Origin of the sequence: Pseudomonas sp. AU12215, assembly GCF_001675465.2 — a bacterium.
GTDB classification, from domain to species: domain Bacteria; phylum Pseudomonadota; class Gammaproteobacteria; order Pseudomonadales; family Pseudomonadaceae; genus Pseudomonas; species Pseudomonas nitroreducens.
In genome coordinates this window covers 16,721-31,121 of sequence record NZ_MACM02000041.1, presented here as the reverse complement: position 1 = coordinate 31,121, position 14,401 = coordinate 16,721, and the positions used below count along the sequence as shown (strand labels likewise).

Genomic DNA, 14,401 nt, shown 5'->3' with positions numbered 1-14,401 from the left:
ACCGACGTTTCCCTCGCCGCGGCCAGGGATAACAGCCACGCCCCCCGGACAGGAGTTTCACCATGAGTGATTACAGCGCCCCGCTGCGCGACATGCAGTTCGTCCTGCGTGAGCTGCAACTGCTCGACAGCCTGAAACAGTTGCCCAACCAGCAAGACATGAGCGCCGAACTGGTCGACGCGATCCTCAATGAGGCCGCCCGCTTCGCCCAGGGCGTACTGGCACCGCTGAACGCTATCGGAGACCGCCAGGGCGCGAAGTGGAATGACGGCACAGTCCATACCGCCGACGGCTGGCGCGACGCCTACGGGAAGTTCGCCAGCAATGGCTGGAACGCCCTCTCCTGCCCGCCTGACTTCGGCGGCCAGGGTGCGCCGCGACTGGTGTCGGCGCTGGTCGAGGAGATGTGGAATGCCGCCAACGTCGCCTTCGGCCTGTGCCCGATGTTGACCCGCGGCGCCATCGAGGCCATCGAACTGCGTGGCTCCGAAGAACTGAAGCAGACCTGGTTGCCCAGGCTGGTCAGTGGCGAGTGGACCGGCACCATGAACCTCACCGAGCCCCAGGCCGGCTCCGACCTCGCCGCCGTGCGCACCCGAGCCGAGCCGCAGGGTGACGGGACCTACAAGCTGTTCGGGCAGAAGATCTTCATCACCTACGGCGAGCACGACCTCACCGACAACATCGTCCATCTGGTGCTGGCCCGCGTGCCCGGAGCACCCGAAGGCGTGAAAGGCATCTCGCTGTTCGTGGTGCCAAAGGTATTGCTGAATGCCGATGGTGCCCCCGGCGAGCGCAATGACGTGCACTGCGTATCCATCGAACACAAGCTCGGCATCCACGGCAGCCCGACCGCCGTGCTCGCGTTCGGCGACCAGGGCGGTGCCACGGGCTGGCTGGTGGGCGAAGAGAATCGCGGCCTGGAATACATGTTCATCATGATGAATGCCGCCCGCTTCTCCGTGGGGATCGAAGGCGTCGGCCTGGCCGAACGCGCCTACCAGCGCGCCGCAGCCTACGCGCGGCTGCGCGTGCAGGGCAGCGAGATCGGCGCGCCCGGCCGTGACAAGGCCGCGATCATCCGCCATCCGGACGTACGCCGCATGCTGATGTCCATGCGCTCGCGGATCGAGGCCATGCGCGCCCTGGCCTGCGATGTCGCACTGGCCACCGACTTCGCCCAAGGCCACCCCGACGCCCTGGTGCGCGGGGAGCGGCAGGCCTATGTCGAGCTGATGATCCCGGTGCTCAAGGGCTGGTGCACCGAGAACGCCGTGGATATCGCCTCCCTCGGCGTGCAGGTCCACGGCGGCATGGGCTTCATCGAGGAGACCGGCGCCGCTCAGCATCTGCGCGATGCCCGCATCACGCCGATCTACGAAGGCACCACCGGCATCCAGGCCAGCGACCTGATCGGCCGCAAGATCGCCCGTGACAAGGGCGCCACCGCATTCGCCCTGATCGCCCGCATGCGCGATGTCCAGCGGCTGCTACCGGATGACGATCCGGCCCTGGCCGCCATCCGCCACCGATTCTTCTCCGCGATCAACGCCCTGGACGATGCCGTGCGGTTCGTCGTCCAGCACTATGCCGAGCAGCCACGTCAGGTCGTACTGGGCTCGGTTCCACTGCTGGAGCTGTTCGGTATCGTCGGCGGTGGCTGGCAGTTGGCCTGCTCGGCCCAGGTCGCCCGGCAGCGCCTGGCTGAGGCAACCGGCGATACCGCGTTCTACCGCGCCAAACTGCGCACTGCTCAGTTCTATGCCGGGCACTACCTCACGCGCGCGCCAGGGCTGGCGCAAACGATCACGGACGGTGGAGATGCAGCCCTGACGATGGAAGACTTCTCGTTCTGAAACCCGCGGCGCCTGGCGAATTGCGGCATGAAGATGATCCAAATGGGAAATGACTGACTGACTCGGCATGTGGTGCATCCAAGAATGAGACCGCTTTCGGCTCATCACGGAATTGCGCCGAGCTAAACGGTCCGCGGCACAAGCACGGACCGGCATCCTTTCCCACGGAGATTCTGATGCTAGACACCCTCATTCACCAGGCCGCCCAGCGGGGCATGGGTAACCAGGCCGGACGTTTTGTCGGCCTGCTGGCGGACTCGCTCGTCAACACTCGCACTGGCGGCTTCGCAGGGCTCACGAAGCGCTTCGAGGACGCAGGACTTGGCGATCTGTTGCAATCGTGGATCGGTGCCCACCCAGCGGACCACGTTCTGCACCCCGACCAGTTCAGCGCAGGTTTCGGCCAGCAGGAAAGCAACCGTATCGCCCAGTTGCTCGGTGTGACTCCGGGAGCGGTCAACATGGCAGGTGCGGAAACGCTACCCAGGCTAGTTGCGCTGATCACCACCGACGGCAGATACCCCATCCCCGGCACCCTGCCGGCGCCGCTGGCAGTCCTTATCGGCGAAAACGAAACCCCTCAACAAACTCGTCGCGAAGGATTGGGCTGGGTGTTCTGGCTGATTCTCGCCCTGCTGATCGCCCTGTTCATCATGGCGATCAGCCAATGCCGCCCTGCTCTGCTGGCACAGCAAACCCCGCCCACCAGCCCCGCTCCGGTAACGCAGAATGTACCTGCGCCGGTGGTGGAGGAAACGGCCGTCCAGGAGCCTGTGCAGCCGGCACCGGAGCCCGCTCAATTCCAGTTGGCGAATCAGGACGGCCACATCACCGTTCATGGCCGCCTGGCGAGTGAGGCGGACAAGCAACGGCTATGGGATGCGCTCAATGCCCAGTTCGGCGCCAGCAACCTCTCCGGCAATATCCAGGTCGAACCGCAGACCTTGCCGGCCGACTGGCTGGACAGGCTCATCGCCGCCTTGCCGAAACTCAATGCCAGTGGCCTGAAGATCGGCTTCGACGGCGACGAGCTGTCCATCGATACATCGGCTCTGCCGGAAGACAAGCGGTTCGACATCAGCCAGCAATTGCGTACGCTGTTCAACGGCTACTCCATCAGTGGCCTGTGGGAGCGCGCGACCGCAGCCTTGGCGGGACTGCAAGCCGGTTTCAGTGCCCAGGACCTGGTTCAGGCGCTGAACCTGATGAATGTCTACTTCAATACCAACTCCAACGCGATCACCGCCGACAGCCTGGAAATCCTTTCCCGCGCCGCCGAAGCGATCAAGGCCGCCCCGCAGGGAACGCACATCGAGGTGAGCGGCCATAGTGACAGCGTCGGTACCGACCAGGGCAACCTGGACATGAGCCAGAAACGTGCCGACGCCGTAGTTGCGAAGCTGGTGGAGCTGGGCGTCCAACCGTCCTCGCTGATCGCCAAAGGCTACGGCTCCAGCAAGCCGATTGCCGACAACGCGACGGATGAAGGCCGGGCCAAGAACCGCCGCATCGAGTTCACCGTTCAAGGTGAGTGACGCGCAGTAGACAGCCGTCCTGGCCGCCCATCCGAATCAAGGATGGGCGGCCATTCTCTGTAAAGACTTCATTACACCTCGTGTTGACCACGCCAATCGCGCCACCGGCTGGTCTCGCCTCTCCGAGGTGAACGCTTGGCTATTGCGAGGGGCCGTTCTTATATGGAAATGCTCGTTGACAGTCCTGCGTGGCTTCAGTGAGATGGCCTTTCGTTCAGGCAAATGGCATTGCCGACTGACTGTGTGCGTTGTATCCGCAATGCCGCGATGACGAAACTTCGGCGATCCCGACGGTCGCTTCCGGACGTTTCATGGCTTCATCGACACAGGAGATGCCGGCGATGTTGAACCAGGCACCCCGCGATACCCAGGACGTTGAATTCGACGAGCAATTCTTCCTCGCCTTCGAGATCCAGGTCCTGCAGAAGGCCCTGCCGGCCTTCGAAGAGGCCTCGCGCTTCGCCCGCGACCGAGGTCTGCGCTGCTGCGTGGAGTTGATCACCAATGCCGAAGGGCACCCCGAGCTCAGCCTGTCGGCCACCCAGCGCGACGACCTGCCGGACAGTTGCTATCGCCTGATTGCCGACCCGGCCGCCCAGGGCATAGTCCACGAGGAATTCACCGCCGTGAACCGCCGCACGCGCCGCCAGGGCGCGCGCCTGGCCACGCTGACCTCGCGCTCGCTGGAGCTGCAGCTGGAGGCCTTCTTCATGCACGCCTTCGGCATGCGCCTGGACTACAACGTTCTGCGCCTGGACTACTCTTACGAGCATGCCTCCGGGCTCTAGGCCATTTCCGACACCTCCGGTCGTCGATTCGGCCGGTGGCGGACAAAGCGTTCCGTCGGACAGTTCCTGCAAAGGATGATTTATGGCAACGATGAACGCGCTGAAGCCGCTATTATTCGCGCCCTGTGCGCCTCCTCGTGCGTGTTTCCTCGTTGTCGCTTTGCCATGAATGAATTCCTCGTGCATTTTCAGGACGGTCACTGCCTGGGCAAGACTGTGCTGCGCTCGTTCTCCCGTCAGATGACCCTCTCCGAGGCGCGGGTGCGCCTGCAGGCCTGCTACCCGCTACGCGTTCCGCACCTGCTGAACATCCTGCACCTGACGCCGATGCTGCCCGGCCGCTGATCCGATCCCCCCAGCGTTTTCCCAAGCCACTGGGCCTGCCCGCATGCAGCGGTAGTGGCTGGAGGCGTTAGTCTCGACGTCGAGGGAAAACCCATGGCCGACCGGCAGCTCCGCTCCCGAAGGGGCGCGGTGCATCACCGTCTGCTACCTCGACGCGCGCGCCGGCAGTGCCTGAGACTCGCCCAGCCCGGCAAGGGCTTGCCGCGCCGCTTGGCCGGCCTGCTCCAGCACTTGGCGCTTCCAGCCATCCTCGTCGACGTAGAAGGCATCACGCAGTTGGCGATGGATACGCCGGGCCTTGTCTGCCGGCACGCCGGGATTGTTGGCCAGCCATTGGTCGGCGCGCAGCGCCTTGAGGACCTTGAGCCCTGGCAGCGTGCCGTACTCCAGGGCGATGGCGGTCAGCTCGGCCTGCGGGCACTCGCTGGCGGCGGCCAGGATCATCTGCCCCTGCAACTGCACCGACACCGATCCTCCTTCCCTCGCAGAAGTCACCTCGGCTCCCCACCAGCGACGCGTGCGCGCCAGCGTTCGCGGGTCGTCACTCCCCACGTAGATACGCTCGCCATGCCCCTTAGGGCCCAAGCCGGTGTGCACGTCGATCCAACCCAGGCGAGCACACTGACGTGCATGCTGGCGCAGCACCTGGCGCACCGCCTGGTTGCTCCAGGTCGGTTTGGCGCCGATATAGAACAGGCCGTTGGGGTGGCTGTCCTGGCCGCTGGAAATGGCCGCCTGCAATCGCTTGCGCCCATGGCGCATGGCGTAGCGCAGCAGGCGCAGGTGGCTGGCGAAAGATGGCCAGCGGCGCGGTATCAGGATCGGGTCCAATGTTGCGTAGGCCTGGTTGCGCTGGCGCGGTTGGGAGAAGTCGATGAAGTTGCGATTCAGGTCGACGTTCTCGTGGGTCCAACGCCGCCACCAGGAAAATCCATAGGGGTTCGCGGCATGCAGGTAAAGCACCGCGCAATCGGCCTTGGCGCATAGCTCAAGCCAATCGGGGTCGTTGAGCAGCGCGATCTGCACCGCCGAGCCGCAGAAGCCTTCCACCCCATGGCAGCCGCTGCTGATGATCAGCAGGTTCTGCGCATCGCTTGGGCCGCCGCGAGCCACATCCAGCGCCAGCGGTTCGCCATCTCGGCCTGGCAATGGGTGGCGGTGGGACTCGACGACCAGGCCGGCGGACAGGCAGGCGGCGAGAAACTTGCCACGCGCCTCGGCGTAGCTCTGGGAAAAACAGGCAGACGGCTTCATCACCACTCCGGATGATTGGATTCGAGTCAGGAATATGGGCCCGACATGCGGGCCCTTTGAAAGAGATCAGGCGTGGCCGACAGCACCGGGGAGCGGCGCTTCGCTGTGCCCGCCCTGCAGGGACTGGCGAGTGCGCTCGGGAGCGATGATCCGGCAGCCGAGGATGGCGCAGACGACGGTGAGCACGCCGAACAGGCCGAGCGCCGTCTCGAAGCCATGGGCAATGTCACCACCGCGCAGCTCGACCAATTGGCCGACTATCCATGGCGCGAGCATGCCGGCGCTGGTCATGCCGCCGATATGGATCGCCAGCATCGAACCTCGCTGTGAGCTCGGGGCGATATAGGCGACCAGGGTGTTGCAGAAGGTCGGCAGGACGTTCACCAGGATGGCGCCCAGTGCATAGAGCACCAGGATCGCCAGACGATCGCCATGCAGCAGGGTCAGCGCGCAGAAGGCGATGCCGGCGACCGCCGCAAAGGCCATCGGCGGCAGCACCATGGCGCGCTGCACCGAGGTGCCGCGCTGCATGGCCCGCTGCGACAGCGTCGAGAGCAGCAGGTTGGCAAGTATCACCCCGACCGTCACCACCATCACTGTGTAACCCGACTGCATCGGCGTCATGCCCTGGCCCTTCTGCAGATAGACCGGCACCCAGCTGTACACCAGCGCGGTGGGCAAATAGCTGAGGAAGCCCATCAGGGTGATCCAGAGGAAGCTGCGGTTCAGTAACAGGCGACTGTACGGCAGACGCAGCGACGCGCCCGGCCCCTCTTGCTCGGTCTGCTGCCCTTCCCGGCCGAAGATCAGCCAGACAACCAGCCAGACCAGCCCGAGCAACGCCAACAGGAAGTACGCGGTGCGCCAGCCGAAATGCTGGATCGCCAGCGGCAGGCTCAACGCGCCGAGCACGGCGCCCAGCATGATCGACACCTGGATCAGCGCCGAGGGCAATACACGCTCTTTCGGCCCGAACCACTTGAAGCAGGCATGCTGGGTCACCGCCGTGCCCGGGCCGGTGCCGGCGCCCAGCAACAGGCGCCCGGCGACCAGCGCGGCAAAGCCGCTGGACAGCGCCACGACCAGTTGCGAGGCCATCCACACCACGGACATGCCGGCGAGAATCCAGCGCGTCGGGAAGCGGTTGGCGAGGAAGCCCACCAGCACGCCGGAGATCGAATAGAGGAAGAAGAACGCGCTGCCGACAAAGCCGAACTCTGTCGGCGAGAGCTTCAGTTCGTCGATGATCTGTGCGCCGGCGAAGGCGAATATGGTCTTGTCCAGCACGCTGATGACCATCACCAGCATCAACAGAATGAGTACCCCATTACGTCGATTCATGCTCTGGCCCCCGTGCCCAGGAAGGTTTCCACCAGTCGCACCCAGAGGGCAGCGCCGAAGGGGATGGCGGCGTCGTTGAAGTCATAGCCTGGATTGTGGACCATGCAGCCGCTGGGGCCGCTGTTGCCGTTGCCCAGGGCGATGTAGCAGCCGGGGCGGCGCTCGAGCATCCAGGCGAAATCCTCGCTGCCGAGGAAGCCCGAAGGGATCTCGGACAGGAGGCGCTGCGGACCGACCAGCTCGGTCAGTACCTCGCGGGCGAGGCGGGTTTCGTCCGGCGTATTGACCAGCACCGGCACCAGCTCCTCGTATTCGTACTGCAGCTCCATGCCGTGCACCGCGGCAACGCCACGGGTGATCTCGCCGAGGCGCCGCTTGAGCAGCTCGCGCACGTCGGGTCTGGTAGCGCGTACGCTCAGGCGCAGGTCGGCATGGTCGGGAATGACGTTGGCCGCCTCCCCTGCCTTGAGCATGCCGACCGTCACCACGCCCACTTCGGTGGACGGCACATTGCGCGCGACGATACTTTGCAGTGCCAGTACCAGTTCGGCGGCGGCGACAATCGGGTCCTTGGTCAGGTGCGGCATGGCGCCATGACCGCCGACACCGGTCAGGCGGATCGACACGCGGTCGGAGGATGCCGTCAGCGCGCCCTCGCGGGTCAGGAAGCAACCGACCGGCAGGCCCGGCGCATTGTGCAGCGCGTACACCGCATCGCAGGGGAAGCGCTCGAACAGGCCATCGTCCATCATCGCCACGGCGCCGCCGAGGGTTTCCTCGGCGGGCTGGAAGATCAGGTTGAGGGTACCGTCGAAGTGGCGCTGCTCGGCCAGGTCGCGTGCGGCACAGAGCAGGATGGCGGTATGGCCGTCGTGGCCGCACGCGTGCATGCGCCCGGCGTGCTGGCTGGCGTAGGGGACACCGCTGGCCTCGTCGATGGGCAATGCATCCATGTCGGCGCGAATGCCGATGCTGCGCGCGCTGTTGCCCTGGCGCAGTACGCCGACAACACCGGTACCACCGATGCCCTCATGGACTTCATAGCCCCATTCGCGCAGGTAGCCGGCGACGATGGCGCTGGTGCGCGCCTCCTCGAAGCCCAGTTCGGGATGCTGGTGGAGGTCCCGGCGAATCCGCGCGAAGTCCTCGGTGCTTGCCGCAAGTCTTTCTATCGTGGGGTGCTGACTCATGCCGCATCCTGCTCATTGTTCTGATGTGGCCGGCAGGATGCCCCACGCGCGCGATGCTGAATAATGACCTTCACGCATGCTTATCGAGGCTGGTTATCGACGGCCGTTTTCGAGCCAGAATCAGTCGGCCTTGCGCAGGTGCGGGCCCTTGAAGGCGTAGACCAGCTCGTCCACCAAAGTCTGCGCCTCGCGGGTCATCAGCTCCGGCGGCCGGCAGACCAGGGAGATGTCGGTGCCCGGCACGGTCTCGGCGATGTCCAGCGCCTCCAGGGTGCTGGACACGATGGGCAGGTCGAACACCCTCCGCGACCAGAAGCTCACCGCATCCGTATTGGCCGCCAGCTCCGCGTAGAGCACCACCGAGGCGCACTCGATGACACGCTCCGGATAACGCACCTGGTACTGCTCGAACATCTGCCCGGCGAGGGAGACATCCAGCGAGTCGGGCACCAGCCATTCCTCGTCGAGCAGTTCGTGCAGCGAGCGGGCGCTGCGCAGTCGATGTCCCTTGCGAACTGCCAACGTAGTGGGCTGGGCGTAGAGCTCCTGCCAGTGGAAACCATCGACATTGCGCGAGGCCGGCTGCGAGGTGAGCACAAGATCCAGCTGACCTTCGCGCAGGCCTTCGAGCAGTTTGGCCGGACGAAGTTCGCTGATCTGCAACTGCACCTTGGGGTAGCGCTTGCGGTAACGCAGCAGGCAACTGGCGAACTGCTGGCTGGGGGTCACCGGCGACACCCCGATGGCCACGCGGCCGTCCATCGCGCCCTTGAGCGTCTCGATTTCATCCCGCGCGCGGCGCACCTCCTCCACCACCAGGCGCGCCCGGCGCACCAGGCGCTCGCCGTATTCGGTGGCGGTAATGCCGCGGTTGGAACGCACCAGCAGCGGCACGCCCAGCTCGGCCTCCAGCTCCTTGATGCTTTTGGACAGGGCGGGCTGTGAGATATGCAGCAGGCGCGAAGCCTCCTGGATGCTGCCGCTCTCGCAGATGGCGACGATGGCGCGGAGTTGATGCAACTTCATGGCTTGAACGACGGCTCGGGGATCGGTAACAGGTCCGAACATAAAGCAAAAACGAGGCCTGCGTGAGTAACGGTTGGTAAACGGAGCGGGACCGGCGGGTCGTGTTCGCATGAATTTGCAGGAGCGAGCGAGGCGCAGGCGAAAAAAAAGCGGCCCGAAGGCCGCTGATAAACACAAGGAGCGCCGGTGAGCGCCAGTAGAGCCCGCTGTCAGCGGATACCCGTGGCGCGCAAGGCGTTGGGCGTGAAGTCGTTGCTGCTCGACTGCACCGCGAAGTCGTAGCTGCTCTTCTCTTCGTTGCGCAGGCCGGACACCGTATAGCGGCCGGACAGTACGTCATAGTGGGTCTCCGCCGTCAGCCAGGTGAAATGCTGGTCATAGAACGGCCGCGCATGGCCCTCGGACACACGCCAGAGGCTGCCGCGACCGTCGTAGGCGTCGGCCTCGGCGATCTGCCAGCTGTCTTCGTCGATGTACAGGTCGCGCTTGCTGTAGATATGGCGCTGGCCCGGCTTAAGGGTCGCTACCACATGCCACACGCGATGCAGCTCGTAGCGGGTGTGGTCCGGGTTGAGGTGGCCGGGCTTGACGATGTCCTCGTACTTCAGCGTCGGCGAGTCGAGCGCGAAACTGTTGTAGGGGATATACAGCTCCTTCTTGCCCACCAGTTTCCAGTCGTAGCGATCCGGCGCGCCGTTGAACATGTCGAAGTCGTCGTAGGTGCGCATGCCTTCCGCGCCGGGGCTGTCGTAGCCCACTTGCGGGGCGCGGCGCACGCGGCGCTGGCCGGCGTTGTACATCCACGCCATGCGCGGTTCCTTGACCTGATCGATGGTCTCCAGCACCAGCATCACGCTGCCGGCGCGGCGCGGCGGCGAGAGGATTTCCTGGCGGAAGTAGTAGAGGATGTTGTTCATCTTCGCCGGGTCGTAGTCCTTGAGCCCGAACGGGAAGGCGAACTGCTCCTTCATGTAGCTGATGGTGTAGTCACCGTTGGTCTGCGGGTTCATCTGCGCGGTGGTGCGCAGCATCGCATTGCCGCGGTAGCGGGTAACGTGGTTCCAGATGACTTCCAGGCCGCTCTGCGGAATAGGGAACGGGACGGTCATCTGGAAGTTGGTCAGGCCGTTGCCGCCTTCGGCCAGCGAGGTGGCGGTGGCGTTCTTCTTCGCCGCATCGATCACCGCCTGCGGGTAGCTCGCGCTGCGGTGGCTGGGGTAGACCGGGATGCGATAGGTCTGCGGGAAACGCTGGAACATGGCCAGTTGGCCGGGCGTGAGTTTGTCCTGGTACTGGCTGGCATTCTGCGCGGTGATGGTGAACAGCGGCTTGTCGGCCGCATACGGATCGGCGAGGAAGCCGCCAGCGTCGGCCTTGCCGGCATTGGGCGCCAGGCCACCGGTCCAGGCTGGAATGCTGCCATCGGCGTTGCCCGCTGTTTCAGCACCCACAGGCGTCAGTTCATTGCCCAGGCGCGCGGCCTGGTCGGCGCCGACCGCGGCCATGACCTGCCCGGCGAGCAGGCTCAGCGTCAGGCAACCCGCCTGCAACCATTGCTTGTTGTTCATGCTTGTACCTCTGGGACGGATAGGCATCAGAAACTGACGCCCAGGCTGACGGCGAGGAAGTCGCGGTCGGTGTTGACGTTGTAATCACCGCCGAAGTAATCGGTGTAACTGATGCTCGCGGTGTAGCGGCTCAGGTACTCGGCATCGACGCCGACGCTGACTGACTTGTCGCCCTCGTTAAAGGTCGGGCCGTAGCCTTCCACGTCGTGGGAGAAGGCCAGGTTCGGGCGCAACGAGATGCCGCCGATCAGGTCGTTGTATTCCAGGCCGGCGCGCACGCGGTAACCCCAGGAATTCTGGGTGTAGAAGCCCTTGTCGTCGCACTGGCCGGGGTTGGCGGTGTTCACCACCTTCTGGCAGATCGCATTGCCCGACAGTCCCAGCAACGCGGAGGTGCCGGCGCTGGCCAGTTCGCCATTGCCATAGACGCTGCTGCGACCAAAGCGCAGGTCCGAGCCGTCGGTGGAGCCCAGGTCGGCGATATGGCCAAAGCCGATCTCGCCGACCAGGGTCAGGCGTTCGGCGCCGATCACCGGGATCTGGTCGAAGGTGTTGGTGAAGGTCATCTGCGCCTGTGTGTAAGGGAGGCGTTTGTAGCCCTGGATCAGCGAGCCGTAGCTCGAGTCCGCCCAGCCGCTGGAGAAGATCGGCAGGCCGCCGTTGACCAGCGGGCTGGTCGCCGCGGAGCCGAGCGTCGCGGCACCGGAAACGTCGCTTGAGTTGATGCCCATGGGCATGTTCGGCCGGTAGCTGATCTCGCCCTGCACCGCCGTGCTGCCCCAGGTGGTGTTGAAGCCCAGGCCGTAGAGGCGGATATCTTCGGGGTAATCCAGGTACCAGCTGGCGGTGCTGCGCCCGCCCTGCCCGATCAGGCCCCCCACCGGGTCGGCCAGCGCGCCCTTGCCCACCACCCAGTTACTGGTCGGCGTGCGGCTGTGGTAGTTCATCGCGTAGGCGGAGAACTCGGTGTCATTGACCATCCAGCGCAACGCCACGCCGAACTGACCGCCATCGCGGGCGTCATGGTCCCTGGTTCGCGGCACGTAGCCATAGCCACCCCTGATGCCGGTGCCGTCGATGTCGCGGTCGAAGTCGCTGCCGTTCACCGCCATGTTGATGTCGCAGCCCTTGGCCGCCACATCGCTGCCGAAGAAGGTGCCGCAATTGTCCGGCACGGTCTTCTCCCATTCGAGCTGGTAGAAGGCCTCCATGGACAGGGTGTCGGTCAACCCCTGGTTGAAATACAGCATGCTCACCGGGATCAGCGCTTCCTTCACCTCGGAACCGGGACGACGCAGCGCGGCGACATCTGCCGGGTTGATCGAGTTGATGCCGTTCTGGATGAAGGTGCTCTCGCCCCAGCTCACCACCTGGCGGCCCAGACGCACGGTACCGGGCAGATCGCGGAAGTCGTAGTTGTGGTAGATGAAGGCATCGAGCAGCTCGACGCCGGAGGACTTGGCGGCGTTGTCTCGACCACTGTCGTCGATATCGTAGAGCGGGCGATGCTCGTCCTTCAGCTCGAAGTCGTACCAGTACTTGCCCCGCAGGAACAGACCGCTGTCGCCATACTTCAACTCCAGGTCGTGCAGGCCCTTGAAGATCTTGGAGAAGGTTTCGCCCTTCTTGAAATTCAGGCGGCCGTCGTCGGAAGTCTGGCTGGACGCCGTGCCGCCGTTGCGGGTACCGATGAATTTCTTGTCCGGGCTGTCCATCGCCCAGCTCGCACCGATGGACAGCGTCGAGTCGAAGCGCCCCTCGATTTCCCCCACGTTGAAGCTCACCGCCTGAGCCGAAGTTGCCCCGCCAAGGGCCATGCTGGTCGCCAGCGCCAGCGCGTGCGGCCTGAAGCCTGCGGCGCCGGTTATTGTTCTTTTCATGCTGCTCTCCGCCTGGATCGTGCTGGTCACGGCAAGCCGCGCCACCCCTGCCCCCGGCTCGTCGGCCGGTAGGCGGTCGCATGGTAAGAGCGCGGTCACGAGCCTGACTTCTGAAAAAAAGTGATGCCCATAGCCAGAATGCAAGCTCGCGACCATCCCCCCGCGCGAAGCTCCGCGAGCGATAACCGACGGCTATTGCGATACCCAGGATTCAGCCGACCGCAGCCTTGAGTTGCCCTAAAGTCCGCCGCCATCAGCGACTCCCCAACGATGAGGTGGACCATGAAGATTGCGTTGACCGGCGACAGCATCCTGCAACGCCGCCTGAACAGCCGCGACGACGAAACCCTGCGCCCGCTGTTCGACCTGCTGCGCGGCGCCGACGTCAGCTTCACCAACCTGGAAGTGCTGCCCAACGACTTCCAGGGCGATGCCGTGCTGGAAAGCGGCGGCTCGCACTTCGGCGCGCCGGCGTGGATCCTCGATGAACTGGTGGAGGGCGGTATCGACCTGTTCTCCACGGCCAACAACCACAGCCTCGACTACGGCATCGCCGGCCTGCATGCCGCCCACGCCCAGCTGAACAAGCGCGAGCTGCTGTTCGCCGGCACCGGCCGCAACCTGGAGGAAGCCCGCCGCCCGGTGTACTGCACCAAACCCGCCGGCACCGTCTCGCTGCTGGCCTGCACCTCCACCTTCGGCAAGGGCCAGGAAGCCAGCGAGCAGACCCGCGACATGCCCGGCCGACCCGGCCTCAACCCATTGCGCTACGACACCGTGCACCAGCTCGACGGCGCGCAGATGGAAGCCATGCGCGGCATCATCGCCTGCCTCGGCCTGGACCGCCTCTACCAGGGCGCGGTGGACCTGGGCTTCGCCCACCCGATTCCCGATCCGTCGCTGGCGGTATTCGGCCCCTTCACCCCGCTGCTGTTCCGCCAGGGCGAGTCCTCGCGCCTGCGCACCCTGCCGCGCAAGAAGGACATGGACGAGATCCTGCGCTGGGTCGAGGAAGCGCGGCTGATGTCGGACGTGGTGGTGCTGAGCATCCACGCCCACGAACTGGGCCACGACGCCGCTGGCGAGTGGGACCTGGAAGTGGCGGCCGAATTCGTCCAGCCGGTGGCGCGGCGCATGATCGATGCCGGCGTCGACATCGTGGTCGGCCACGGCCCGCACCTGCTGCGCGGCATGGAGATCTACAACGGCAAGCCGATCTTCTACAGTTTGGGCAACTTCATCGGTCAGAACGAACTGGTGTCGCGCCTGCCGGCGGACAGCTACGAGCAGTTCCGCGTGGACCGCAACCAGACGCCGTCGAAAGTCTTCCTGCAGCGCACCCAGAACGACACCCGCAGCTTTCCCTCCGACTCGCGCTTCTGGGAAAGCCTGGTGCCGGTGTGCCAGTTCGACGGCCGTCGCCTGACCGGCATCGAACTGCACCCGGTGAGCCTGGGCCTGGGCGAGGCGGTGCACCGCCGTGGCCGTCCGCGCCTGGCCGAAGGCGACCATGCACAAGCGATCCTGCAGCGCTTCGCCGCGCTGTCGGAGCCCTACGGTACTCGGCTGTCGATCGACGGCTCGATTGCGCGCATCACACTCTGATGCCGCAGCGCCG

General features: G+C 65.1%; 11 protein-coding genes. 5 read left to right on the top strand and 6 right to left on the bottom strand.

All coding sequences use genetic code 11. The features are described 5' to 3' along the window. The first annotated feature begins 62 nt into the window (after positions 1-62). From A9513_RS10480 to A9513_RS35430, 4 genes are all read left to right on the top strand, one after another. Positions 63-1,856 (top strand): acyl-CoA dehydrogenase, encoded by a 1,794-nt coding sequence (locus tag A9513_RS10480; RefSeq protein ID WP_065084696.1) that lies wholly within the window; start codon positions 63-65, stop codon positions 1,854-1,856. A 176-nt stretch (positions 1,857-2,032) separates the two neighbouring features. After that, complete coding sequence (locus tag A9513_RS10475) at positions 2,033-3,391, top strand: OmpA family protein (RefSeq protein ID WP_065084695.1); 1,359 nt, start codon at positions 2,033-2,035, stop codon at positions 3,389-3,391. 341 nt (positions 3,392-3,732) lie between these two features. Continuing rightward, positions 3,733-4,179, top strand: coding sequence for a hypothetical protein (locus A9513_RS10470; protein WP_024762800.1), 447 nt, complete (start codon positions 3,733-3,735; stop codon positions 4,177-4,179). A gap of 165 nt (positions 4,180-4,344) precedes the next feature. Next, on the top strand, positions 4,345-4,524 hold the full coding sequence (locus tag A9513_RS35430; RefSeq protein ID WP_024762799.1) for a hypothetical protein: 180 nt from the start codon (positions 4,345-4,347) through the stop codon (positions 4,522-4,524). 144 nt (positions 4,525-4,668) lie between these two features. Here the strand turns inward: A9513_RS35430 and A9513_RS10460 are convergent, their stop codons facing one another. The 6 genes from A9513_RS10460 to A9513_RS10435 form a co-directional block, all read right to left on the bottom strand. After that, positions 4,669-5,778, bottom strand: a complete 1,110-nt coding sequence (locus tag A9513_RS10460; protein WP_065084694.1) for a M14 family metallopeptidase — start codon at positions 5,776-5,778, stop codon at positions 4,669-4,671. 66 nt (positions 5,779-5,844) lie between these two features. Beyond that, positions 5,845-7,119 (bottom strand): MFS transporter, encoded by a 1,275-nt coding sequence (locus tag A9513_RS10455; protein ID WP_065084693.1) that lies wholly within the window; start codon positions 7,117-7,119, stop codon positions 5,845-5,847. Next, entirely contained in the window at positions 7,116-8,309 is a 1,194-nt protein-coding gene (locus tag A9513_RS10450) for a M20 aminoacylase family protein (protein ID WP_065084692.1), read from the bottom strand. Before A9513_RS10450 ends, A9513_RS10455 begins: the two co-directional genes overlap by 4 nt. A gap of 120 nt (positions 8,310-8,429) precedes the next feature. Further along, complete coding sequence (locus A9513_RS10445; protein ID WP_024762795.1) at positions 8,430-9,335, bottom strand: LysR family transcriptional regulator; 906 nt, start codon at positions 9,333-9,335, stop codon at positions 8,430-8,432. Between the two features lie 209 nt (positions 9,336-9,544). Next, on the bottom strand, positions 9,545-10,903 hold the full coding sequence (locus A9513_RS10440; protein ID WP_065084691.1) for a DUF1329 domain-containing protein: 1,359 nt from the start codon (positions 10,901-10,903) through the stop codon (positions 9,545-9,547). A 26-nt stretch (positions 10,904-10,929) separates the two neighbouring features. Then, positions 10,930-12,783, bottom strand: a complete 1,854-nt coding sequence (locus A9513_RS10435) for a DUF1302 domain-containing protein (RefSeq protein ID WP_024762793.1) — start codon at positions 12,781-12,783, stop codon at positions 10,930-10,932. Positions 12,784-13,065: 282 nt separating this feature from the next. Between A9513_RS10435 and A9513_RS10430 the strand changes: the two genes are divergently transcribed. Continuing rightward, positions 13,066-14,388 (top strand): CapA family protein, encoded by a 1,323-nt coding sequence (locus tag A9513_RS10430; protein WP_065084690.1) that lies wholly within the window; start codon positions 13,066-13,068, stop codon positions 14,386-14,388. Positions 14,389-14,401: the final 13 nt, after the last annotated feature.